The sequence below is a fragment of the Plesiomonas sp. PI-19 genome, from assembly GCF_021368255.1.
Lineage (GTDB): Bacteria > Pseudomonadota > Gammaproteobacteria > Enterobacterales > CAMTGL01 > Plesiomonas > Plesiomonas shigelloides.
The window spans coordinates 1,222,046-1,246,246 of sequence record NZ_JAJNMQ010000001.1 but is presented as its reverse complement, the minus strand read 5'-3'; the positions used below and the strand labels follow the sequence as shown (position 1 = coordinate 1,246,246).

The window sequence follows — 24,201 nt, the reverse complement described above, 5'->3', positions numbered from 1 at the left end:
GACCTCTCACTCTTATGCTTTTGCGCAGACTTTTTAATGACATAGTGAGTCTTTTTGCCACCCATAGCCCGTCATCGCAGTAAAAAAAACGCCACCAGAAATTTCTGATGGCGAATATTACCCGTACATGCGGAATGAGTTACATGCGTTTTCTGAAGATGACTTTTTCCAGCTCAACCAAGAAGAAGATGCCCAAGGCCAAAATGGCACTGATCACCCACTGGCCAAAGCTTAATGGGTAACTACCAAACCAGCGGTTCATAAACGGTAAATACACATACGCCAGTTGCAGCAGTAATAAAATGCCCACCATCAACCACGCAACTTTGTTATTAAATAGCCGTTCAAAACTTAAGCTAGAAACATTGATGTAGCGGCTATTAAACAAATAGAAGGTTTGCGCTAATACCAGCACGTTGAGAGCCATGGTTTTTGCCAGCGCATCACTTTTCCCTGCCGACAATTCAAACGCAAATACGCACATGGTCAACACACCAATCAGCGTAGAAACGATGGCGACGCGCAATAAAAATGCCGCACTGATAATCGACGAGCTAGCTTTACGTGGCGGACGACTCATTACATTTGGCTCACTGGGTTCAAACGCCAGTGCCAGCGCCAATGTCACAGCAACCACCATGTTCACCCACAAAATTTGTACGGCCGTGAGCGGCAAAGTCAGCCCCAACAAGACCGAGCACAACATAACAAAGCCTTGCGCACCGTTAGTAGGCAGGATGAAGAGCAATGATTTCTGGATATTATCGTAAATCGTCCGCCCTTCTTCGATCGCTTTTTCGATAGAAGAGAAGTTATCATCGGCCAGCACAATATCAGCCGCATCTTTGGTCGCTTCCGTGCCCTTGATGCCCATTGCGATCCCGACATCGGCCCGTTTTAACGCTGGCGCATCGTTCACGCCATCCCCAGTCATCGCCACTACCTCGCCCTGCGCTTGCAATGCCATCACCAGACGCAATTTATGCTCAGGGCTGGTGCGAGCAAAGATATCGCAGCGCTTGGCTAAACGTTGTAGCTCTTCATCATTCGCAACTTCCAACTGCTCGCCAGTCACAACTTCAATCGTGTCGGCAGCGCCAATACCCATCGCAACACCAATCGCTTTGGCCGTATCAGCGTGATCACCGGTGATCATCTTGACCCGGATCCCCGCTTTGTGACATTCATGAATGGCGGTAATTGCCTCTGGACGTGGCGGGTCAACAATACCAATTAAGCCGACAAAAACCATATCCTGCTCAAGGTCACTGATTTCTAATGTCTCTTTGCTCAGTGGCACGGCACGCATTGCCGCCGCCAAGACCCGTAACCCTTGACTGCCCAAGGCTTCAACTTGCGCATTCCAAAATGCGGCATCGATAGGCTCTGTCACTCCATTCTCGTTGAGCTCAAACTGACAGCGGGCAATCAAGCGATCTGGCGCACCTTTGAGGTAAATCTTGCGCTCTTTGGCTGGCGAATCACTGAGTGTCGCCATGAATTTATTGGCTGATTCAAAGGGAATTGCCGCTATGCGCTCATACGGCGCGGCATCAAAGCTACCTTTATTACCAAGTACGCGTAGCGCAGCTTCAGTCGGCTCACCAATGATCCGCCACTCATCATTCTCTTTAACCACGTGAGTATCATTTGCCACCGTCACCACTTCCAGCAACGCAGACAAGCCAGTTCGATCTGTTGCATTGAGGTTATTCCCATCTAAGGTGATCGCCCCTTCCGATTGGTAACCATCCCCACTCACATCATACTGACCGCAACGTGTTACCACTTTTTGCGCGGTCATTTCATTGCGGGTTAAGGTGCCGGTTTTATCCGAGCAAATGACGGTGACCGAACCTAAGGTCTCTACCGCGGTCAGCTTACGGGTTATCGCATTGCGCTGCGCCATCCGCTGCACACCAATGGCCAGCGTAATGGTCAAAATGGCAGGCAGACCTTCAGGGATTGCGGCGACCGCAAAGCCAATTGCCGCCATGAACACGTCAACCAACTCTTGGCCATGGAACAGCACACCAATCAGCAGCATCAACACCAACATGGCAACCACAACCCACGCCAACGCTCGGCTGAAGCGGTCCATCTGCTTCGTCAGTGGCGTATCCAGCGCTTCAACTTCACTGATCATCCGGCTGATTTGTCCGATCTCAGTGTGAGCACCAGTGGCGGTGACCACCCCAATACCGCGCCCGGCTGACACAATCGAACCGGAATAGGCCATGCAATTACGATCCCCCAGTGGGGCGTCCGCCGCTAAAGCCTCAATATCTTTATCTGCTGGGACAGACTCACCGGTCAGTGCTGATTCTTCAATTCGCAGCCCGGTCGCTTCAAACAGACGCAGATCGGCTGGCACGCGGTCACCCGAGCGCAATCGGACAATATCGCCCACCACCAGCTCATCGGCATTGATTTCATCCCAGGCATTGTCGCGTAAAACTTGCGCTCGTGAAGAGAGCATTTTGCGAATACCAGCCAGCGCCGTTTCCGCTTTGCCCTCTTGCACAAAGCCGACAATCGCGTTCAGTACCACCACCCCGACAATGACCCAAGTATCAACCCAGTGGCCGAGAAATGCGGTAGCCGCTGCTGCGGCGAGCAGGATGTACACCAGCATATTCTTGAAGTGATTGATAAAACGAATGAAAACCGATTCTCGCTCCGGCTCAGGCAACCGGTTCGGCCCGTATTTACTGAGCCGCTGCTGAGCCTCAGTGCTGCTCAACCCCTGTTCCGTGGTTTCAAATGTTGTGAGAGCTTGAGAGACATCAAGGGAATGGGGGTGAGATAACTCTTTGTTATTCATCATTAGTTAACCTCAGACAGCCTATTTTTATCAGGATACGTGAACGGATTGCCCCTACAGGGGGGATATTTCAAACGCTTAATCCTCATGCAACAAAATGTAGCATAAGCCTGTGATTTTGCTGGTTCCTCAGGTTAACCTTGTGAATATCGTCACCTATGCAAATGCCAGCATAAAAGCTGGGTCACGAAATTCCTCTCTAGCATGCAATGCGCCCTTTCATCCATTTTTATCTGCGAATATTCTAATTAATTAAATGCTGAACAATATTGACTCAGCTATATCTACTTAGCTATATCCACTTAGTTATGCCGTCACCTCATCACAAATAACCGCTCGCGTTCGCCCTTGACTGCTGTAATTGGTTTCCTCGAGGTCACGATCACAATAAAACAATTTGTTACTTTATCGTATCGAAAAGAGGCGCTTTACTTTCAGAGAGATATACGTGGAATATTCGTTCAGCCACCCAATATCGAATAGTGGTTCAATGTCTCAAAATAGCCAGACTCGTATTTTATAACTGCAAAAAAAGTATAGTTCGCAACGGTTTGCTGCGTTATTCCCTCTTGCAATCTTGCTTATTTTATATACACTCCGCGCCTCATGATGCATAAGACATCAAGTAATAAAATTAACATTTACAGACAGAGTCTCGCTTGCCATGAATAACAATCCACTTTCCGCAGCCGAATACAGCCGCTTGCTTGATCACCGAATGCACAACAAAAAGCTGAAAACCATCGCCTTTCTAGAAAAACAAGAGAAGACCGTCAATACGGTGGCAGGATTTACGCTGATAGGCATCATCGGGATCTGTGATTTCCTGATGGGCTACGAAATTGCCTTTTCATTATTCTATGTTCTGCCTATCGCGTTTTTACTGTGGTTTACGGGGAAAAAAGCCGGTCTTATCGCTTCATTTGTCAGTGCGATTGTTTGGTTGCTGGCTGATAAAGCCTCTGGGCATGTCTATTCCTCTATGATTATTCCGCTGTGGAATACGGTGATTCGGTTATCTTTTTTTATTATTATTGTTTTACTGCTCTCTGCGCTGCGTAGTTCTATTCAACGTGAAAAGACATTGGCACGAATGGATAACTTAACTGGCGCGATTAATTCCCGCTATTTCTACCTTCTAGTCGAGCGCGAATTAGACCGATTCCATCGTTATGGTAATCCATTCAGTCTGGTTTATATTGATTTGGATAATTTCAAAGCGATTAATGATTGCTCCGGTCATGCCGGAGGAGATGAAACACTAAAAAGCGTGGTGGCATTTATCCAAACACATTTACGACGTACTGATATTGTGGCACGCCTAGGCGGCGATGAATTTGCCTTAATGCTACCGGAAACCAATCTCGACATGGCGCAAAGCGTTTGTACCAAACTCCAGAGCGGCTTATTGGCCGAAATGCAGCAGCACGGCTGGCCCGTTACTTTCAGCATGGGAGTCTTAACCTGTCAAGATTCTGCCAAACCACAAAGTGTCGATGAATTAGTGCAACGTGCCGATGAGTTGATGTACACGGTTAAGCATACAGGCAAAAACGGTATTTTATATGAGCGATATATGTGCGCGCCAAAATCCCCCACTTCGCACACCACCGATTCGGATACTGCGTAACCCGCTGCCATTTATGGCTGACTAAAAGCGAATAGCGATTGATGTATTGCGCTACCGCCAATGAACCACGCCCCATTAAGCGACTATTGGTCATCATTGCGTTATGGACAAGCACGCTATACTTAACGCGAATGTGGTAGCGCTCACTTATTTTGCAACGATACGAAATCGCATAATTTGCGTCGCGTCATCTGCACATAACACCGCCCGCTACTACACCCGCTACTACAGACAGATAGTTAGTGGTTAGTTCATCTATAAAGACAACTTGTCTTATAAATGTGGGGTGAATATGTCTGATTCAAATCAAAAACGTACAGTGAAAGCCCCCAGCTATGCGGATGCACTCATTCCTGTATTCACCCTGATCATCTTGGTTGGCACGTCAGTATCCCTGTTTGGCTTAAATGCCGTACAAGGCCCGTTACAAGTCGCGATTATTGTCAGTACCATGATCACGGCCCTCATCATCCTGAAAAATGGCTATACGTGGGATGATGTCGCCGAATCAAGCCGCAAAGGAATATCCTCGGTTTCTGGTGCCATCTTTATTTTATTCTCCGTAGGCGCACTGATCGGCACGTGGAATATGTCGGGCACCATTCCTACCATGGTGTACTACGGGATTATCATGATCTCACCGAATTGGTTCTATCCGATCGCCTTTTTAGTCTGTATTTGCGTCTCACTCAGTATTGGCAGTTCGTGGACCACCGCAGGCACCATTGGTGTCGGGTTGATTGGTTTAGCCACTATGCTTGGCTTATCACCGGAAATAACCGCTGGCGCCGTCATCTCCGGTGCCTACGTGGGCGACAAAGCCTCTCCGTTATCCGAAAGTACCGTGCTAGCCGCCCAGCTTAATGGCGTTGATCTGTACAAACATATTCGCAATCAACTCTGGTCTACCGTGCCTTCCGCGCTGATTGCGTTGATCGTTTTTATTGTTTTGGGGATCAGCCAACACAGCGGCTACGACAGCACCATTACCAACAATGAACTGACTCGTTTTGATGAGTTATTCAATATTACGCCGTGGAATTTGTTGCCGTTGGTCTTTTTGCTTGGCTTGTCGCTGTTTAAGGTGCCAGCTCCACTTGCCATTATTTGCTCAGCTATCTTAGCTGGTGTCATGACAGCGTTTATGCAGCCACAAGCCATTGCCCGTTTTATTACCGAATCTGATGCATCCTCCTTCCTATTAGCGATTAAAGCGACTTGGACTGCAATGGCATCGGGCTTCCAAGAAAACTCAGGGATGGGGCAAATAGATGCCTTGCTCTCGCGTGGCGGAATGGACAGCATGCTGCTCACCATTTGGCTGATTATTGGCGCATCAAGTTTTGGTACGATGGTTGACGATTTTGGCCTGCTAAATAAATTGGTCGAGCCATTATTATTGCGAGCAAAAAGCATTGGCAGTCTTTTTGCCTCGGTAGTTGCCACCGCGATAGGCCTGAACATTACCGCCGGCGATCAATATATCGCGCTATTACTGCCGACACGGATTTATCGCAATGAGTTTGCCAAACGCAATTTAGCGCCAGAAAACTTATCCCGTATCGTCTCCGATGCCGGTATTGTCACCTCGCCCCTGATCCCATGGAATTCATGTGGTGCCTATATGGCGGCAGTATTGGGGGTGTATACCATGTCGTATATGCCATTTGCGGTATTTAATATCGCCGCCCCCATCATCACGCTCTTATTGGGGATCACGGGCTTCAAAATTAGACGTCTGGTTGTAAATGCAGCCAATACCGAATCGTTAACTACAGAGTCGTTAAGCTCTGATAACTCAGATACCACGAAAAGTAAATCGGACAATCAATCGACCTAAACGCTAATCGGTCGGAAAAATACGCATGCATTCATATCGGCAATATAGCGATGTTAAATCGGTGATGAGAGCGATATGGGTGATGGCACGAGAATTAACACAGGCATTATGACCCTCTGACAAAGGCAGGTTCTATTATGTCAGCAAAGAAAAACACTCCGCGTAAATTTGGTGTGCATTCAGAAGTCGGCAAGCTGCACAAAGTCATGGTGTGCGCCCCGGGAAAGGCGCATAACCGCCTAACCCCCAGTAATTGTGACCAACTGCTGTTTGATGATGTCCTGTGGGTTGAAAGAGCCAAACGCGACCATTTCGATTTCATGACCAAAATGCGTGAGCAAGGGGTCGATGTTGTTGAAATGCATAATCTACTGGCAGAAACACTGGCATTACCCGAAGCAAAAAAATGGATTTTGGATCAACAAATCATTCCCAATGAAGTCTCTCTCGGGATTATTAATGAAACGCGCAGTTTTCTGGATGGTTTAGCCCCCAGAGCCTTAGCCGAAGTGTTGATTGGCGGCTTATCGACCAGTGAATTAGCGAACGAAGGCTATGCGGATCTGGAGGAGTTGAAATTAATCCGTGAAGCAGTCGGCATTACCGAGTACCTATTGCCGCCACTGCCCAACACCCTTTATACCCGTGACACCACCTGCTGGATTTATGGCGGGGTAACACTCAACCCGCTCTATTGGCCAGCGCGCCACGAAGAAACCGTATTGACCACAGCGATTTATAAATTCCATCCCGACTTTCCTAACGAAGAGATCAATTTCTGGTGGGGCGATCCGACCGTACATCACGGCACCGCGACGCTGGAAGGCGGTGATGTGATGCCGATTGGAAATAAAACCGTGCTGATAGGCATGAGTGAGCGCACCTCACATCAAGCCATCACGCAATTAGCCGCGGCGCTGTTTGCCAACAAAAACTCCGGCGTTGAACGCGTGATGATTGCCGCCATGCCCAAACTGCGTGCTGCCATGCATCTGGATACGGTATTTACCTTCTGCGATCGTGATGTCGTCACGCTGTACCCTGCTATCGTCAACCAAATTAAAACCTTCTCATTGCGTCCTTCTGATGGCCCCACCGGCATGAAGCTTAAGCGTGATAAAGGCACCTTTGTCGAGGCCGTCGCCGCGGCCTTGAATCTGAAAAAATTGCGTGTCGTTGAAACCGAAGGAAATGATTACGATACCGAACGCCAGCAATGGGACAGTGGTAACAATGTGGTCGCCCTCGCCCCTGGGGTCGTAATGGCTTACGATCGTAATACCAAAACCAATACTCAATTACGCAAACAAGGCGTTGAAGTGATTGAAATTGTCGGCAGTGAACTTGGTCGCGGTCGCGGCGGTGGTCACTGTATGACCTGCCCAATCATTCGTGATGCCGTTGATTATTAGCTTTGCGTTTAACTGTGTTGATCGCCTTGAGTGGCATAGTGATAGATAGTGATTGATAGTGATAACCACGACAGTGAATAGCCAACAGCACGCAAATAAAAGCAGCAAGCCCAGCAGGTGAATACCCACTGGGCTTGTTAATTTTAAACACTCACTTCAGAACTCGATTATTCAGACATTAACCGAGCGTTTTTCATCAGCATGAAAAGCAATGCCATTACAGGATATTGCTGATTGCATTCGCCAATTCTTTTTCTAAAACTGGCTTAGCTTCTTCAAACTTCAAATTCACCTTATTGGCATTGGAGATCACGCGTGTTTGGTATTTTTGCTTATGTTCTTCCTTTGCACTGGTTTGGACTTTGTAGCCAGAAGTCCCTTGTGTCAGCGCCGCGACATCATTGGTCATAACTTTACCATTAGTTCGCTCAGTGATCTGAACATCAGTGACCATGGTATAGTTAATATCTTCCACCAAGGTATCGGCCGCTAAACCAATAACACCGGCAGCCAAACCTACCCCTAACGTGGTACCCGCTGAATTAGAATTATAAGCGGCGATACTCGAGCCTAATGCTGCGCCAGTAATTGCGCCTTGATAACCTTGGCCTAACAGACCATTGGCTTCACGCAAGTCCATTTTATCAGCTTTCAATACGTTTGCTTGAATCCAATAATTCGCTTTTTCAGGATCCGCAACAACGGTATACCCTTTGGCACGAATATCTGTACTGATCAATTCTTGCAGGGAGCTCATATCTTTATTTGAGGTATTTTTTACCTGCAAATACACTGTCCGTTGCGAAGAAGGCTCCAGCCATATTGTCTCACTCATTTGAGTGTTTACTTCGAGATTACGTTTCTTTATTGCGGTATGCATTGCACCACAACCGGTCAAAGAAAATACGCACACTAACGCAGCAGCAAAAACTACTTTTTTATTAAAAATACTCATTTTAGTCACACCTGTACAACAAGATGGTTTTTAGATAATACTTATAATGAGCATTCATGATACAATAGAAAAATGATGTTTTCACGCAGAAACTTTCACATCACGTGATGTGCGCACCGCCTTATCTGTATATTTATTATTCAATCAAATTCAATTCAAGCTTCAACTTGACGCTGTCTATCCAAACAACAGCGCCATTATCCATCAATTTATGTATTCCTTAAGACATGAATTAAGCGTAAAAGAATTTACGTAGCTGGATCCCCAATACACTGCCAAACAGAGCCACCAGCATCCAGATCCAACCATGTAGACTGCCCGATGCGGTACCATCAAAGAAGCCGCCTAGGTTACATGCCGCATACATGGCGCCAATCCCCATTAATAAGCCACCGAGCACAGATGCAATCATCACCTTCAACGTCATTTGATTATCGTTTGGCTTATTCAAGATAGACTTCGATAGCGCTGCGCCCAGCACACCCGCCCAGAACATGCCTACCATCGGGTTACTGAATAAAGGGATCGCAAGCTTAGGGTTATCACTAAAAAAGCCGAACCAAGCGGCAAATCTTAGCGACATATCATAAATTGCACCGGTGATTGTCCATGCCGAACCATGTAAAGCCACAATGCTGGAGTTCAATAGCGCAATAATGATGCCACCGGTCAGTACGGTAAAACGGCCATCACGCCAAAACAAATTCTCACCGCGTAATAGCGGCTTAACTTGACCTGAACGTTTAAACTCAATGCCCGTAAATACAAGGAATAACAGCAGCACTAAGCCAAGATTCAGTAATGCCCCACTCCATAAACTGCCTGTAAAGTCTTTCATCAAGATCACTTGGCTATGAAACATCCCATTGACAGTGTGTTGATATGACTTACCTATTAATGTTCCGATACCATAAAATACTAACACCAGCCAAAAGCGCGGTCGCGCCTCACCACAGCAATACAGGGTTCCCGACGCACATACGCCAGCCAGCTGCATACCACAGCCAAACAGGAATGCTCCCACAATAAACGGGATCCCGACCGGCATAATATTACCGGTCATCTTGCCACCAAACAGTGCATGGCTAAAAGATAGACACAATGTAAAAAGGACTATCTCAATAAAGATGGTGATCAGGTGAGTTCTAACATAATAGCTGTTGCTTTTGCTGATCATCTCTCGCCAACCAAAGACAATCCCAAAGCCACTGAATGACAGAGTAAAACCGAGCAAAAGACCAATCAGCGCCATCAGTGACCATTTCAGACCAAACGCTTGTTCCAACCAAACAAGCAAGCCTGCGGCTAAGCAAGCAATAAGAGTTACGTATTTTTTATTCACGACTGCATCAGAGGTAGAAAAACAGGCGATAGATAATACAAAAAAGCAGGCAACCCGCCAATCAGACTATTTATTACAGTGAAGATTATTATGACGTCAGTTATTGCAAGCTAAAAAACACATACATCCATCACTAGCCTATCAACACGAAACAAACATTTCAGTAGCATTATGCATCACAATCAAAGCAATAAATTTACATTGCCAATGTACTCAATGCCGAAAATAGTATGCAATTAAAAGTGCTACCAGCACGCCATCTCACAGCCATTTTTCATTGCGATAAAACGAAATACTCATCCATAAATCCAAACCAGGTTCATTAATTTCTTTCGCAATATTATCGCGAATATTATCTAATTCACTGATCCCTACATACTCCATACTTTCTGGTAGCACTATGTAGATCTCGACAAATAACCCCCGCCCAATACGGGTTTCATAATGCGAATATTTAACAAAGCCATAGCGTAGTAACGCTTTTTGCATAATTTGATCGATTTTCTTTTCCAAGCTTTCGGAGGTAATCACCAGCACTTCTTTTATCGCATTAAACACAATTTTTGCCGGTACCGGTGTCACACAGAGTATCAACACAGCCAATATGCTGGAGTCTACATAAGGGACTAAAAATGCATATTGCGTTTCCTGTAAAAACCACGCCAGCACGAAGGCAAGAAATATCGCTGCACTAATGGCCGTTGAAATCATCCAACCACGCACATCAAGATCAATGATCGGTGACGCCATCCCCTTATTGGCCTGCTTTTGTTTTATGGTGATAATCACACAGGCCACGGTCACCACAAAAGCATAAGCCATAGCCCAGCCCAACTCGAAGTGACTGCCACCATCCAATAAGTTTTGGACAGCATTAGCAAAGGCATATAAGCATAGAAGAAGCAGCATGCTGCCATTTAGCACCAACACCAAAGGCTCCACATGCCAAAACCCGTATTGGAAACGGCGACTACTGGGATTTTTCCCCACTAATCGCAACACGAATAGCGCTAAGCCCGACAAGAAGGCATCAAGTACGGCGTACATTCCATCGAACAAAATAGACTGTGAACTGGTGATAAAACCAAAGGCGACACTAAGGCAAGCGATGCCTGTAGCCCCATAGATGGAGCGCTGCAATAGCGCCTGCTCACGTTGAGTATCTGGCACGAGCAATACCTCCGGAAAACAGCGTTCAATGCATATAGCGTGGCCTATACGTGTGTTGCCTATGAGTATAGTTGAGGCATATTGATTTACTCGCCAAGTGAGAGCCAAAGAATAGAACAGAAATCCAGCCAGAAATGCACTATGCTTAGACAAGCTTAGACAAGCTTAAACAAGCGTAATCACACGTTATTTCAAGGAATTAAGCATGATCGACCATACAGGGATTCAGGTGTCTAATATTGCGCTGAGCAAGGTTTTTTACGAAGCGGTTTTACATTGCTTAGGTTATAAAATCTGTCTGGACTTTGGACATGCGGTTGGCTTCGGTACGCCGATCAGTTGTGATACCGAAAACGCTGATGGCCGTGATCCGGGCGGTGATTTTTGGATTTCTGTAGGCACGCTCCATACTCCGCGTACACACATTGCGTTCCGAGCAGCAACACATGATGAAGTAAATGCTTTTTATCAAGCAGCGCTTCAGCATGGCGCTACGTGCAATGGCTCCCCAGGTTACCGAGCACAGTACCACCCCAATTATTACGCAGCTTTTGTGCTTGATCCCGATGGATACAATATCGAAGCGGTATGCCACAAAGCGCCAGAACTTACCGAGAAGAAGAAAGTGCCGTAAAATTAGAAAATATCACCGCCAAGATAATCATTCTAAATAATAATAACGGGTCTATGACTGGATCTAGTAAAGCACTCGAATCCAGCGTCGATTTCCTAAAGTGACGATTTATTGCCGATATTACGCAATAACAATAATCCAACATATTATAAAAATAAATTAAAAACAATAAAACCAACATTTAATGCATGACTATTTACACACCAACCACCCTCCTCAACAAACATCTATATTGATATAGCTCAATGAACTGGCTTTATTTTAGCGTTATCAAATGCCCACTATCTCATTGAACCAATGTGAACGGAGGAGACGATGAAAACTTATGATCGAAACCGTAACGCCATCACGATTGGCAGTTATGTTATGGTGGCTGAAAGTGGCGCTACAGGCGTGATAAAAAATATAGATGACCAAGGAAAATCAGAAGAACAGGTCAGACGCGCTAACTGCGTATCTATAGATGGCATTGATGGTGTGTTTTGCCCACTCGAACTTATTAGACTTAAGTTTAACTAATTATCGCGATTGGCATAATCCGATTCCACTGCCACTCACGTAATACACGAACATAACACAAGACGATAGAAATTCATCTGTACCTTATTAATCATGAAGCGCTCTATAGATGAGCGCTTCATCCATGCCCATACTAGCCCCCTTCCCACGTCAAATGCCCTATTGTGTAGTAATCGTCATTTTCGATTTTTTGTCATGCAAAACCTACATTTACAGCAATCATGATCTATCTTTAACACTAATGCGGGATGAGGATGCGTAGTAGTACTGCTTAGCTCTGGCTCTACCTCGCAGATTAATACTCAGCTAATACTCAACCAGGGAATAATATATGATCCTATTTTTCTTGGTTTTTATTATCATCATGACAGCCAGTACATGGTGCATTTTTGTCAAAGCAGGCTACCCCGGTTGGGCGGCTATCATCCCCTTTTATAGCACCATCATAATATTAAAAATTACTCACCGACCACTTTGGTGGATTTTCTTGCTAATCATGCCAATAATAGGATTTATTATCTCATTCATTGTTTTTATTGATCTAGCTAAAGCTTTTGGTAAAAGCGTTTACTTCGGTATCGGTTTAGCCCTATTTGGCTATATCTTTTTCCCGACATTAGGCTTTGGCAAGGCAAAATATACAGGAAAAAATATTTAACCATGTTACATTCAACATTTAAAACACAAACGAATTGGAGATAGTAAAGCCATTATCCGCTTGAATAGCTATCCTTTCGTCATCATAGGGAAGTATAATCATCTCCGCGGCATTTAAACTCAAAACGCTCTTATAGTTACAAACTATCACGCTTAACTTAAGTCAATAAAACATGCTCCGTTCATACACCAAACCTGATTAAATTTCGCGTGACAATGTCAACGCGCTAACCTATTCTAAAATGATTATTAGAACCCTAGATTAGATCACACAAATATAGCAAGCACCTTACAGACATATGCGCATTGATTCTGTAATATATCGTTTAACACTACTAACCAAGACATGACTAGCCAATTATTATACTTCCACAATCTGGATATTAGTGGATTATAGATAATCACTCTTAAAACTGGCAATGCGCTAATCACGCACAAAGGTCATAACTAACCATATATGGAATTATTGCTGTGCAGTTAACATCGAGATGGACTATTTATACAATAATTACACTAAGCGCCTTACTCATTACCGTTATAGCTTATGCAAATTTTAAAGTGATGCGTTTTGAGTCACTGACAACTAACAACACCAATGAGCTAAAAAATGGCAATGTCTGTCTAGTTCTAGGCACAGCAAAACTCCTTCGCAGTGGAAATGAAAATCAATTTTATAGCAATCGAATGCGCGCTGCATACTTGGCCTACGCCTCAGAGAAATGCGCTAAATTCATTGTGTCGGGCGACAATAGACACCATGACTATAACGAACCCGACATGATGAAAGACAGCCTATCAAAACTGGGCATTTCCACGGAGAATATTTACTGTGATTATGCCGGAGGAAGAACATTAGATTCGGTTATTCGATTTAAGATGGTTTTCGGCCAATCATCAGGCATTGTCATCTCGCAGCAATTTCATAACGCGAGAGCCATCTACATTGGGAAAAGTCACAATATTAGTTTAATCGGATTGAATGCAGAAGACCCAACAGCTTTCAGTAGTTTTAAAACTAAATTTCGCGAAGTATTTTCTAGAACCAGAGCATTTTTTGATGTTGAAGTCTTCAATTCCGAGCCTAGGCATTATGGTGATAAAGTGAACATTTAGAGTCTTTAACTCAGTGAGATATAAAATACCAGTAAAATTTTAATTCCAAAAAACACGAAAATATAGACATAACCAAAGAGATATCAAAGTGAACCACTCAAATAAATTAATTGTCATGCTATTACTTACTCTATCACCATCAATAGCCAGCGCAACAGATACATTTAACAATTGGGTCCCTAACGGATGGCGGATGTTTTCACAGACTACCGGCGATCTGAATAACGATGGCAAAGATGACGCTGTACTGATCATTGAAGAGAATAATCCGGATAAGATAATTAAAGATCCCACAGAGAAAGATAAAACGTACAACACTAATCCAAGAACATTAATAGTCTTATTTAGTCGTAATGAGCGATATGAAAAAGTCATTTCCCGTAGTGACCTACTACCTACGGAAGGAAATATTAACTATCCATGTCAAAAAGATCTTCTAGCTGGAGGTGGTGTTTCAATTAATAAAGGAAAGATCTTATTCACCCTGGCTAACGTATCAAATTGCGGGACAGGCCTAACCTCAACGGATACATTTACGTTCAGGCATGACCACAAGGATGACTTTGAGCTGATTGGTCGTGATAGTTTGTCATTTTCAAAAAAGACAGGAGCTGAGTTAAAAGTTAGCATAAATTACCTTACCCAAAAGGTAAAAGTAACCGCAGGCGGAAATATTTATACGCACAAACAAGGTAACGATAAATGGAGTAAGATAAGCCCTGTCGGCTTAAGTAAAATTTCAACATTCAAAATTCAATGTTTTGGCTCATCAACATTAGGTTGTGAATGGTCTATATGAGACTTTCCACATGAAAAATGTAATCAACAATAATTATATTATTAACACATGCAAGCACCTAAATAAAGTATCTTCAGCTTCGAATTGTTTTTTATTTAGGTGGGTTTGTGTGACATAACATCTATATAGCGATAAGGGTTTTAATGATGGATTTTACTGTCGGAAAATGGATTTATAAGCCAAAAACCAGCGAAGTTACATCTGAGTTCGTATCGATAACTACGGAGCCAAAAACAGATTTTTGGCAACGCTCATACTATGGTTTTCGTAATGATAATGCCCCAGCATTATTAATTGAAGTTGAGCAAAATTTCACATTTACCGTGAAGGTAAGCTTTGATTACCAAGCACTGTTCGACCAATGTGGCATCATCATATACCTCGATAATGAAAATTGGGTTAAAGCCTCTATAGAGTATGAAAACCCAACATTTTCTAGACTCGGAAGCGTGGTGACCAACTTAGGCTATTCAGACTGGGCAACATCGGATATACCTCTTCCCAAAGAAATTTGGTACCGCTTAAATCGTCGAGGGCCTGATTTTCTCATCGAATCATCACTTGATGGCCAAGCGTTCAAGCAAATGCGGATATTTCACTTGCATAAGCTGGGAGAGACTACGCCAGAAATGGGCAAATGTAATCCGCCGCTAGCAGCGCAAAATTCGGTGCAATTTGGCGTTTATGCATGCAGCCCTTCAGAGTCATCGTTTATTGCCAAGTTTACCGAAATGAATCTAGAGCCTTGTAAGTGGTTAGCTCACGTGGCTTAAAGACTCGCCGATTGCGCATAATTCGGCGGATTAAAAGCATACAAGCCTGAGTTGCGCGTGTAGGCGCAACTCGGCATGATGGGCATAAATGAGCCGATAATTATTGCCCTCACCAGTCATTCAAAGCTAAGACGCCGACCATGACATGAGGTTGCCGAAGCACTTAATAGATCCGAACTTTCAAAACAAATGGTGTGGTTTTATTGTCATCTTTTACCCCACCCATCTGGTAGACCCGAATAGTATACTTACCAGACTCAGGCAGAATACTGTCGTAGTTACCCTCTGACATGGAGCCATTAAATAACGCCTCCCCACTGCTATTTGGCCCCATGACGTTATAGTAAGTCGTCAACCTCTTATTCTTTAGATACACCTGCATGCGCTGGCCTTTCTTTGCCACCAAGGTGAAATCACTGACATCGCCGCCAGTAATTTTCCCTTTAATCTCCGCACCAGATGTACCTTTTTGAAACTGAACGGCTTGTGAGGTGTCAGCCGCCAACACGAATGGGCTCGCCATCAATAACATTGCACCTAAAAGGCCAGCACTCGCCGACCGCAAACAACGCTTCATCAGTTACTCCATTCAAAATGATTTTAAGAGCCATTATGCAATTTATCACTCACTCCGAGCGTCGGTAAAACGCAGCATTGTGTGAATCCATTTCAGCCAATGCTGTTTTCTCATTAGTACCGCACATGCTCTTGATGTTTCCTGATTGGAAAGTTTCGATGGCCAGATGTTCACTAGGTATAACCCGAGCATCATCATATAGTTACCACCAAAATGGGTTCGACTAAAAACGCTAATGCCGCCTCTTCTAAGAGGTAGCAAGGCCTGTCTGTGTGGGGATCTGATGCGAATTTTTTTATTATGTTGTTTCTGGATGATTATCCTTTACCCGGTAGGCATAGATCTCTACCTCGTAGCCGTACCGCATATTGCGGATAGCTTGCATGCCGATGATGCACAGATCCATACCGCCTTCTCAATCTATCTGTTTGGTATGGCCGCTACAGTATTAATCGGAGGCGTGATTGCTGACCGTTATGGTCGGAGAAGAGTGGTTCTCACCGGCGCATTGCTCTTCGTTATCGCCTCGTTGGTGGCCGCAACTGCCACTCACATCTACGGTTTCTATGTCGGCCGTTTCTGGCAAGGTGCAGGGGCCGGCGCGCTCTACATTATGTCATTCACGATTCTTCGTGATGTTTTAAGCCCAGAACGGCTTGCCTCCGCACTTGCCATGATCAATGGCGTTATTTGCGTAATACCGGTTTTAGCCCCTGTACTCGGCTACATTATTTTGTCTCATTCCAGCTGGCGTGGCATTTTCATCACGATGGCTAGCATTGCCATATGCTGTGGCCTCATCAATCTCGTCTTACTCAAAGAAACGCGACCAGTAACCCCACACCAGAGAGGTTTATCTACGTCATTTGCTGTATTACGTGCACCTCGCTTTATGTTGCTTTCGTTGCTCACTAGCGCCAGTGTTACCAACATTTTGGTTTATGTCAGTGTCTCTCCGTTATTACTCATGAAGCAGCTGGGATTTACCGCCGAACAATACTCCATCGTAATGATGGTAATGGCTGGCGTTAGCATGGCCACCTCATTTCTCACTCCATTACTATTACGCTGTTTTGGCAGTCATAACGTCTTGGCGTTCTCACATTTAGCCTACTTACTGGCGCTGTTGAGCCTCATCGGCAGCTGGCACCTAAATGGTAATATTGAGTTATTGCTCTTGGCTTTTTCTCTCATCTGTATTGGTTTTTCTTGTGGATTTGGTATCGCGATGGGAGATGCCTTGAATGAATGCCAACAAGACAATGTGGCTTTTGCCAGTGCCATTCTTTGCATCATGCAAATCAGTCTTTCAGGTTTGTACATCTGGCTAATGGGCTACCTCGAATTTACGCCATCTGAAATGCTGATGTATTCTCTACTGGTTAGTTTGCTCAGTTATCTCGCCGTTAAAGTACTGGTACCATGGTTTATGGTTAATCATCCAAATCAATTACGCGGGTCGTAAGTTATGAGAGGGAAAATGCGCTCTTTGAATGAGCTCGACTTGAATCTGCTCGTTGTATTCAAGCATTTAATGCAAGAGCGCAGTGTTGCAGGTGCAGCACAAAAACTCTGTGTGACCTCCTCCGCGGTGAGTAAATCGCTCGCTAAACTTCGTGATTGGTTTGATGATCCACTGTTTGTGAGGGTTCGGCAGCGCTTACAGCCAACAAACTTATCTCTGAGTTTGGAGCAAGAACTCAAGGTCTGGTTTCAGCTAACCGATAGCATTGCATCGCTCAACAGCGATGCAATTCCTGAGGGGGCGAGTTTCAATCTAGTGATGGAGTCGCCCTTTTACATCAGTTTCTTAAATGATTTACCTATGACTATTTATGAGAAATATCCAAACTCTGTAGTCAAGGTTTTAGGATGGGATCACCAATCGCTCAATACCATTATCAGCGGTGAAGCAGATCTTGGCTTTTGCGCCCGAGAAACGTACGGACGCTCTCATGCCAAGCTCACTCGACTTCCTTATTACATTGATCACGAGATACTATTTACTGACCGTCCCGTGGTCTTTCTGCGCCAAGACCATCCTTTGTTAAAACAGGAGTGGTCACTCGAAAACTTCCTGACATGCCCGCAAATCAGCATGATATGGGAAGCTAACGATACTTGGGCACTTGATAATGTGCTAAATGATGAAGGGCTAAAACGCCATGTGCCGATCATGGTTTCCAGCTTTGAACAAGCGCTACATATTGCGTCGCAATCCAGTCATGAACTCATTGCTATCGCACCGTCATATTGCACCAGTTATGCCCAAAGGCATCATGGCAATCTGATCGCAAAGCCATTGCCACTTGCCGAACATCTATACACACAGCTAGAGATTCATTTCATATTGCTGTGGCATAAACGACATAACCAAGATGCAAAAGTAATGTGGTTACGCAATGAAATAAAAAGGCTCTATCGGCAAGTTCCATAATTTAACTATACGGGGCGTATATAATTTCATTTTTATTACCCCCCCTTTCCAGTAGTTATTCAAACAACGCACTTTCAATACTTGCTTAGCGAGTTGCCGCCACCGAATATATTCTCTGTAATCGCGTTCATCTATAATCTGTCGCATAGAAATGTAATTTTGGCGACTAGAAGAAAACCAGATAAACACAGCTACCACATATACAACCTGAATAGATACCAATAAACTAGACAAATCTAACAGCAGCTCAGGTATACAGCAACTGCCAGATCACAAATCAAACGGGCGACTTAAAATCCACATCAAAGCTTAAACTTGAGTGACAGACTTTGTAAATGCTCAGCTAAATGAGCAAGATCTTCACATGACTTTGATGTCTGAGTTACGCCATCTGATATCCCAGTAAGAGTTTCATTTATCGCGATGATATTCTTATTTAACTCAACTGTGACACTATTCTGTTCTTCCGCAGCAGCAGCAACTTGAATGTTCATTTCAGATATATTGCTTATTGATACATTCACAGACTCCATTAACATCCCAGAACGTCTAGCTTGATTTACACTATCACTCATTCAAATACAGCTCTGCTGCATAATTTTACCTGAGCTTAGTGCACGATCTTGTAATAATACAATAATGCTATTTATCTCTGTTGTAGAATCTTGTGTTTTTTGAGCAAGTGTTCTTACCTCATCCGCAACAACAGCAAATCCTCTGCCTTGCTCTCCTGCCCGAGCAGCCTCAATCGCAGCATTTAATGCTAAAAGATTAGTTTGGTCTGCAATACTCCTAATAACATCTAAAACCATAGATATGTTTGCGCTATCTATTTCAAGTTGTTGGATCGTCTTGGCTGCATCTTCGATTTCGCGAGCAGCAGATTCAATGAGTTGAACCGTTGCATGTACTTGATGCTGACCATTATCAGAGGATTTATGAGCCTCAATTGCAACATCCGCAGCATCAGTAGTATTTCTAGCCACTTCGTTAACAGTCGCTTGCATTTCATTCATTGCTGTTGCAAGTTGTGTCATCTCTGTCTGTTGAGACTGCATACTATGAGCAGTGTTCTCTGATATAACTTTTACTTCTTCAGTCGCAGATCTTAATTGTTCAGCAGACAATACTATTTCATTAATAATGTGGTGAACATTTGCCTTCATCTGTCGCAAAGATAAAGCTATTTCTCCCAGTTCATCATTACGCATCTCATGTGACTCAACAAAATCACACAATAAGCTTCTTCTTAGATCACCATTAGCAATTTTGTTCGTCTGATCCACGATCAAACGAAGTGACTTTCTAATTTTAACGACTAACATATAGGATGATATAATCAATAAAGACGATAATATGGCAATAGATAACGATACCTTAAGAAAAAAACATCCACCTCACGATATATAGAATCGGCATCTTTAGAAACCCATTCATAATTGTAGTTAGCCAGCTTTATGGTGAGCATCTCAATTTCAGAAAAAAGTAATGAAGATGAGCCGAAGTAAATATAACTAGCTTCGGCATAGTTTCCTTTCTTTATCAATGATAGGAATGAGTCATTTACTATCAGGTATCTACTCAAAAGCTCATCTAAATTATCAATTAAATTCTCATCCTCGCCCAGGTCCGTCGTTTTTTTGTAATCTGAGACTAACTGAGCAATTTCGGCCTTAGTCTTTGATATCTCGCCATGGTAGCCTGAGTTTTTTCAACCTCATTGAAAGTTGACAACAATCTAAGTTCATAATGACGAAGCTTGTTTATATTTAAACGTATCATCTCAGAATTTTTAATTGCAGGAATACTGAGTGTGCTGATGTCAAATGTGTTATTTTTAAGAAATAGCAAGGGTGACATCGAAACCCCACCCACAATAAGTATCGCTATAATAGATGCAACACTTAACAGTACAATACTTTTTATTATCGATAAATTTTTCATTAAACCACCTAGCCGCCATAAGCTAATACTATTAGCCTTTAATAAGGCATGTCAGATAAGAAAGGTATTTTCCACAGATCCTTTAATTCTTTTTGATATCGATTTCAAATTATCACTAGAATCTTGCAAGGCAAGAGATGTCTCTGTAACCACGTCTGAGGTTTGCTTTATTTTTACAATATTTCTATTAAGCTCCTCACTAACCAAACGCTGCTCTTCCGTAGCTGCAGCAATCTGTATGTTCATGTTAGAAACATTCTCAATTTGAGAATCGACAGAAGAAAACATACTTAAAACATTAGCTGCAACACTTACTGTGCTATTAGCGATTTCTTGACTCTGACGCATAATGCCAGAAACATCATTAGCATTTTTTTGAAGAGATGATATTATTTCATTGATTTTTATTATTGACTCTTGAGTGCGCTTTGCCAGAGATCTAACCTCATCAGCGACAACCGCAAAACCTCTGCCCTGCTCACCAGCTCGTGCAGCCTCAATAGCAGCATTCAGTGCTAATAAATTCGTTTGCTCAGCAATGTTTTTTATCACATCAAGAACAATACCTATGTTGTTACTTGAAACACACAACTCATCAAGTGAATAGACTGCCGAATCAATATATCCAGACACTGATTTGGATTTCTTCTCCATTTCTTGGACTGCTTGACTATTATCCATCGTTTGAAGTTTAGACTGTTCTGCGGCACTAGCCGCCTGATCTGTATTATACGCGACCTCTCGAATTGACGCCTGCATTTCATTCATGGCTGTAGCATATTGATCTATTTCATCTGATTGGTACTTAATGTTTACCAATGCTTTTTTTGCATCATCAAACAATGATGCAGATGCACCATCTAATTCTGATACGATATTCAATATATCGGAAATCAACCGCGTCAAATTCTCTTGCGTTGACTCTAACTTCTCAGCCAGAGCACCAAATTCATCCCGCCCTAAAAGAGCATCATCAATCTTAAATGTTAGATCACCAGATGCAATATTACTTAGGTAGCCAGAAAACTTATCAATACTATGAACAATTCTTCTCCTAATAAAAAAACAAATAATTGAAGAAAAAACAATCACAAACAATGATGATATTAATAACACAAACTCATCATGTACCTTATCATCATTAATCGACTTCATTGTTGATGCCAAAGCTATTTTATTCTCATCAATCATTACATCTAGGACTTTGGCAATATTTTCAGATAATACCTTTGCTCTTTCACTTAATACTTCTCGCTGAATACTTTCCGCATCAAATCCAATCAAGCTTATGTAGGATTTGATATCATTTCTTAGCATTGTGTAAGCCTTATACTCAGCATTACTATTAAATGGAATTTCTGAGTATCGCTCAATTTCTGATTTAAGCTTATCTTTTTTGTCTTTCAAAAAACCCAGTCTAATGCTAACATCATCATTCAATGCAACCGATAATTCAGCTCGTCGTATCTCATTAAAATCTGAGCTAATTTCACTAACTAAAAGCAGCGATTCAAACTGCACTGACTTTGCTCTTTCAAACATTCGCAAGTTATTATTGATGTATTTAGTAGCACTCCATGACAAAAACACGACACCGATAAACCACACAGCAGACATTAGGATAAGCTTTTCTGAAATCTTAAACTTGAACATATTAATCATCTCACATTTGCTGCAAATCAGCGATAGCAACTCTTACTGCCACAGCTCTATTAATAAGTTTAATTCGCTCTCTATCTGATATAAAACTCAAAGAGTAAAATGAATCTATCAGACCCTCATTTAATTTCTTTATCTTTTCCATCACTAAGTAGCACTCGGAACTTTTCAAAATCCCCTTGAGCGGCCCCAGCTTATTTAAACTTGAAACAATATCATCCTCTATCTTAACAAGAAGAAATTCCAGCCTAGATAAAAATTCCTTATCTGATAATCCTTCGAATAATATTATTGCTTTCTCTTTATCAAATTTCATAATTGATTTAGACATAAAATCTATTCTCCAGCATAAACTAAGGCCAAGGTCATCATGGATAGCTTTAGTCTGATTGATACATGCCACTGAGGCACTGACAACAAATCTAGCTAACTCATAACCGAAATAAGTGTGATGATTAATTGTGTGATAATTTTTACCACGCGTACTTAATGTTATTTTTCACATACTTTGAATGAATAATTTTATTAAACAACTCCGACCTGATTAATTTGTTTATTATTCACACCCACAAAAACATTTCGCACAACCGATGCATTAGCAATCGATTGCTAGCACATATTTAAAATATAGAGTATTAACACCAGTTATTTTACCGATGGACATCACTCGCAAGGAAACATTTGGATACAAATGAAGAATATAAAATGATACAGTCTCAATGATATCAATTAAAAACGCACGATAACTATGACGTAAAAATTCGCGTCTATGCCACACCTATCACACAAAGCTAACAATGAAAGGCGAATATCAGATGTTAAAAATTGACACTAATAAATCTGAAAAATCAAAGCACATGTCAATCCAACGAAGCAATTTAGATAACGATATTGAAATCTGCGCTATCAGTTTATGTAAAATAACTAATGGCAGAATATACATTTTTATGAATGAATCCGTTCATTGTTTTAGCAAGGAAAGCATAATCATGCTCCCTATTGGATACAAAATATCAAAAATGGATTTAAGCTTTGACTTTTCAGCTGAGCTGATTTTGTTTAGTGATTCACTATTGCGACAAGTATTATCTAAAATAAAAATCAATTTCACAAAAGAAAATACTGTAATTACAGGTAGAATCGGTAATTTCGAACTAGAGAATATAGATCACATACACAGCTATTTTAGTTTATTCAAGGAGATGGCTCTGCATTGTGACTATAACGCTACAATGGATGGCCTAGCTTTCGGGATGCTATACTTAATAATAAGTAACAAAAACAATCACATGTTCAATTTTGGCGGAGGTAACACAAAGCTTCATTGGCGAGTTTATGAAATAATACAAGCAAACCCTACTTTCCGATGGAAAATCTCTGATATTGCAAAAGCACTACATACTTCAGAGTCAACGCTGAGAAATAGCCTGGCGAAAGAAGGTCTTACTTTTCGTGAGATATTAAATGACACAAAGCTTGAGTACGCATATGAATTAATTAGCAGTTCGCAAATTTCAATAAAAGAAATTGTGAATCTATTTGGATATACTTGTGCATCACAATTTTCAGCTAAGTTCAAAAGAAAATATGGTTTCCCTCCTAAAGAGTTAAGAAAATAGACCAGATCTTTTAAAGAAGATGCTTTCAAAAGCACATTTTGTAAAGGTGATTTTGAGAACATGATGACGATTTTCGCATCACCTTTTTATAGTAAATACTGCTTATGAGTTGTAGTTGTATACAAGCAAACAACATACAGGCTCTTCTATAACTCGCCAAAATCATAAATACCAACAGCTCCAAGCACACTATACTGCATATACATACAGGTTATAGTGTGCAACCATGTTTTCTCCCCCCCCTCCAACCAAAATCGCTTGAGCTTCCGTTGTTTTGTCCCCTGCCGTTTGTGGCTT

22 protein-coding genes are annotated in these 24,201 nt (G+C 42.5%); 12 read left to right on the top strand and 10 right to left on the bottom strand.

Going from position 1 to position 24,201, the window contains the following annotated elements; genetic code table 11:
* Positions 1 to 139 precede the first annotated feature (139 nt).
* Positions 140 to 2,824 (bottom strand): cation-transporting P-type ATPase, encoded by a 2,685-nt coding sequence (locus tag LQ901_RS05650; protein WP_064978476.1) that lies wholly within the window; start codon positions 2,822 to 2,824, stop codon positions 140 to 142.
* Between the two features lie 664 nt (positions 2,825 to 3,488).
* Here LQ901_RS05650 and LQ901_RS05645 point away from each other — a divergent pair.
* From LQ901_RS05645 to arcA, 3 genes are all read left to right on the top strand, one after another.
* Entirely contained in the window at positions 3,489 to 4,454 is a 966-nt protein-coding gene (locus LQ901_RS05645) for a GGDEF domain-containing protein (RefSeq protein ID WP_082935518.1), read from the top strand.
* A gap of 292 nt (positions 4,455 to 4,746) precedes the next feature.
* Positions 4,747 to 6,294, top strand: coding sequence for a Na+/H+ antiporter NhaC (nhaC, locus tag LQ901_RS05640; RefSeq protein WP_082935519.1), 1,548 nt, complete (start codon positions 4,747 to 4,749; stop codon positions 6,292 to 6,294).
* A 137-nt stretch (positions 6,295 to 6,431) separates the two neighbouring features.
* Positions 6,432 to 7,706, top strand: coding sequence for an arginine deiminase (gene arcA / locus LQ901_RS05635; protein ID WP_064977793.1), 1,275 nt, complete (start codon positions 6,432 to 6,434; stop codon positions 7,704 to 7,706).
* A 217-nt stretch (positions 7,707 to 7,923) separates the two neighbouring features.
* Here arcA and traT read toward each other — a convergent pair whose 3' ends face one another.
* The 3 genes from traT to LQ901_RS05620 form a co-directional block, all read right to left on the bottom strand.
* Entirely contained in the window at positions 7,924 to 8,661 is a 738-nt protein-coding gene (traT, locus tag LQ901_RS05630; RefSeq protein ID WP_106910705.1) for a complement resistance protein TraT, read from the bottom strand.
* Positions 8,662 to 8,893: 232 nt separating this feature from the next.
* Positions 8,894 to 10,003: a YeeE/YedE thiosulfate transporter family protein gene (locus tag LQ901_RS05625; RefSeq protein ID WP_233672033.1), complete on the bottom strand. Its 1,110-nt coding sequence runs from the start codon at positions 10,001 to 10,003 to the stop codon at positions 8,894 to 8,896.
* Between the two features lie 261 nt (positions 10,004 to 10,264).
* A complete protein-coding gene (locus LQ901_RS05620) occupies positions 10,265 to 11,173 on the bottom strand; it encodes a cation diffusion facilitator family transporter (RefSeq protein WP_178088371.1) in 909 nt (302 codons plus the stop codon).
* Between the two features lie 205 nt (positions 11,174 to 11,378).
* On the opposite strand from LQ901_RS05620, the gene LQ901_RS05615 reads away from it, so the two are divergent.
* The 6 genes from LQ901_RS05615 (at position 11,379) to LQ901_RS05590 (ending at position 15,668) form a co-directional block, all read left to right on the top strand.
* Positions 11,379 to 11,807, top strand: a complete 429-nt coding sequence (locus tag LQ901_RS05615; protein WP_064977795.1) for a VOC family protein — start codon at positions 11,379 to 11,381, stop codon at positions 11,805 to 11,807.
* Positions 11,808 to 12,122: 315 nt separating this feature from the next.
* The gene (gene ydfZ / locus LQ901_RS05610) at positions 12,123 to 12,326 is read left to right on the top strand and encodes a putative selenium delivery protein YdfZ (protein ID WP_010863733.1); all 204 of its coding nucleotides are present in this window, start codon (positions 12,123 to 12,125) and stop codon (positions 12,324 to 12,326) included.
* Positions 12,327 to 12,657: 331 nt separating this feature from the next.
* Positions 12,658 to 12,984 (top strand): DUF5684 domain-containing protein, encoded by a 327-nt coding sequence (locus LQ901_RS05605; protein WP_064977796.1) that lies wholly within the window; start codon positions 12,658 to 12,660, stop codon positions 12,982 to 12,984.
* A 470-nt stretch (positions 12,985 to 13,454) separates the two neighbouring features.
* Positions 13,455 to 14,096: an ElyC/SanA/YdcF family protein gene (locus tag LQ901_RS05600; protein WP_233672032.1), complete on the top strand. Its 642-nt coding sequence runs from the start codon at positions 13,455 to 13,457 to the stop codon at positions 14,094 to 14,096.
* A 193-nt stretch (positions 14,097 to 14,289) separates the two neighbouring features.
* Positions 14,290 to 14,895: a hypothetical protein gene (locus LQ901_RS05595; RefSeq protein ID WP_233672031.1), complete on the top strand. Its 606-nt coding sequence runs from the start codon at positions 14,290 to 14,292 to the stop codon at positions 14,893 to 14,895.
* Between the two features lie 143 nt (positions 14,896 to 15,038).
* Positions 15,039 to 15,668 (top strand): DUF1349 domain-containing protein, encoded by a 630-nt coding sequence (locus LQ901_RS05590; RefSeq protein ID WP_233672030.1) that lies wholly within the window; start codon positions 15,039 to 15,041, stop codon positions 15,666 to 15,668.
* Between the two features lie 163 nt (positions 15,669 to 15,831).
* Here LQ901_RS05590 and LQ901_RS05585 read toward each other — a convergent pair whose 3' ends face one another.
* A complete protein-coding gene (locus LQ901_RS05585) occupies positions 15,832 to 16,245 on the bottom strand; it encodes a DNA breaking-rejoining protein (RefSeq protein ID WP_233672029.1) in 414 nt (137 codons plus the stop codon).
* A 283-nt stretch (positions 16,246 to 16,528) separates the two neighbouring features.
* Between LQ901_RS05585 and LQ901_RS05580 the strand changes: the two genes are divergently transcribed.
* Entirely contained in the window at positions 16,529 to 17,710 is a 1,182-nt protein-coding gene (locus LQ901_RS05580; protein WP_233672028.1) for an MdtL family multidrug efflux MFS transporter, read from the top strand.
* A 3-nt stretch (positions 17,711 to 17,713) separates the two neighbouring features.
* Positions 17,714 to 18,682 carry an HTH-type transcriptional regulator YidZ gene (gene yidZ / locus LQ901_RS05575; RefSeq protein ID WP_370635617.1) on the top strand — a complete coding sequence of 323 codons (969 nt, stop codon included), beginning with the start codon at positions 17,714 to 17,716 and terminating at the stop codon, positions 18,680 to 18,682.
* 302 nt (positions 18,683 to 18,984) lie between these two features.
* On the opposite strand, the gene LQ901_RS05570 is transcribed toward yidZ, so the two are convergent.
* The 5 genes from LQ901_RS05570 to LQ901_RS05555 all read right to left on the bottom strand — a co-directional run bounded on the left by LQ901_RS05570 (position 18,985) and on the right by LQ901_RS05555 (position 22,616).
* Positions 18,985 to 19,257, bottom strand: coding sequence for a hypothetical protein (locus tag LQ901_RS05570; protein WP_152114555.1), 273 nt, complete (start codon positions 19,255 to 19,257; stop codon positions 18,985 to 18,987).
* Entirely contained in the window at positions 19,258 to 20,007 is a 750-nt protein-coding gene (locus LQ901_RS05565; protein WP_233672026.1) for a methyl-accepting chemotaxis protein, read from the bottom strand. It abuts the gene before it with no gap.
* A gap of 14 nt (positions 20,008 to 20,021) precedes the next feature.
* Positions 20,022 to 20,369 carry an MCP four helix bundle domain-containing protein gene (locus LQ901_RS16885; protein ID WP_370635679.1) on the bottom strand — a complete coding sequence of 116 codons (348 nt, stop codon included), beginning with the start codon at positions 20,367 to 20,369 and terminating at the stop codon, positions 20,022 to 20,024.
* A gap of 308 nt (positions 20,370 to 20,677) precedes the next feature.
* Positions 20,678 to 22,288 carry a methyl-accepting chemotaxis protein gene (locus tag LQ901_RS05560; RefSeq protein WP_064977804.1) on the bottom strand — a complete coding sequence of 537 codons (1,611 nt, stop codon included), beginning with the start codon at positions 22,286 to 22,288 and terminating at the stop codon, positions 20,678 to 20,680.
* A 1-nt stretch (position 22,289) separates the two neighbouring features.
* A complete protein-coding gene (locus LQ901_RS05555) occupies positions 22,290 to 22,616 on the bottom strand; it encodes a hypothetical protein (protein WP_064977805.1) in 327 nt (108 codons plus the stop codon).
* A gap of 484 nt (positions 22,617 to 23,100) precedes the next feature.
* Between LQ901_RS05555 and LQ901_RS05550 the strand changes: the two genes are divergently transcribed.
* The gene (locus LQ901_RS05550; RefSeq protein ID WP_167550134.1) at positions 23,101 to 23,904 is read left to right on the top strand and encodes a helix-turn-helix transcriptional regulator; all 804 of its coding nucleotides are present in this window, start codon (positions 23,101 to 23,103) and stop codon (positions 23,902 to 23,904) included.
* Positions 23,905 to 24,201 lie beyond the last annotated feature (297 nt).

Coding starts and splice junctions, on each gene's coding strand:
- LQ901_RS05650 (WP_064978476.1), bottom strand. CDS start 2,824: ATGAATAACAAAGAGTTATCTCACCCCCATTCCCTTGATGTCTCTCAA.
- LQ901_RS05645 (WP_082935518.1), top strand. CDS start 3,489: ATGAATAACAATCCACTTTCCGCAGCCGAATACAGCCGCTTGCTTGAT.
- nhaC (WP_082935519.1), top strand. CDS start 4,747: ATGTCTGATTCAAATCAAAAACGTACAGTGAAAGCCCCCAGCTATGCG.
- arcA (WP_064977793.1), top strand. CDS start 6,432: ATGTCAGCAAAGAAAAACACTCCGCGTAAATTTGGTGTGCATTCAGAA.
- traT (WP_106910705.1), bottom strand. CDS start 8,661: ATGAGTATTTTTAATAAAAAAGTAGTTTTTGCTGCTGCGTTAGTGTGC.
- LQ901_RS05615 (WP_064977795.1), top strand. CDS start 11,379: ATGATCGACCATACAGGGATTCAGGTGTCTAATATTGCGCTGAGCAAG.
- ydfZ (WP_010863733.1), top strand. CDS start 12,123: ATGAAAACTTATGATCGAAACCGTAACGCCATCACGATTGGCAGTTAT.
- LQ901_RS05605 (WP_064977796.1), top strand. CDS start 12,658: ATGATCCTATTTTTCTTGGTTTTTATTATCATCATGACAGCCAGTACA.
- LQ901_RS05595 (WP_233672031.1), top strand. CDS start 14,290: ATGTTTTCACAGACTACCGGCGATCTGAATAACGATGGCAAAGATGAC.
- LQ901_RS05590 (WP_233672030.1), top strand. CDS start 15,039: ATGATGGATTTTACTGTCGGAAAATGGATTTATAAGCCAAAAACCAGC.
- LQ901_RS05585 (WP_233672029.1), bottom strand. CDS start 16,245: ATGAAGCGTTGTTTGCGGTCGGCGAGTGCTGGCCTTTTAGGTGCAATG.
- LQ901_RS05580 (WP_233672028.1), top strand. CDS start 16,529: ATGCGAATTTTTTTATTATGTTGTTTCTGGATGATTATCCTTTACCCG.
- yidZ (WP_370635617.1), top strand. CDS start 17,714: ATGAGAGGGAAAATGCGCTCTTTGAATGAGCTCGACTTGAATCTGCTC.
- LQ901_RS05570 (WP_152114555.1), bottom strand. CDS start 19,257: ATGAGTGATAGTGTAAATCAAGCTAGACGTTCTGGGATGTTAATGGAG.
- LQ901_RS05565 (WP_233672026.1), bottom strand. CDS start 20,007: ATGTTAGTCGTTAAAATTAGAAAGTCACTTCGTTTGATCGTGGATCAG.
- LQ901_RS05560 (WP_064977804.1), bottom strand. CDS start 22,288: ATGATTAATATGTTCAAGTTTAAGATTTCAGAAAAGCTTATCCTAATG.
- LQ901_RS05555 (WP_064977805.1), bottom strand. CDS start 22,616: ATGTCTAAATCAATTATGAAATTTGATAAAGAGAAAGCAATAATATTA.
- LQ901_RS05550 (WP_167550134.1), top strand. CDS start 23,101: ATGTTAAAAATTGACACTAATAAATCTGAAAAATCAAAGCACATGTCA.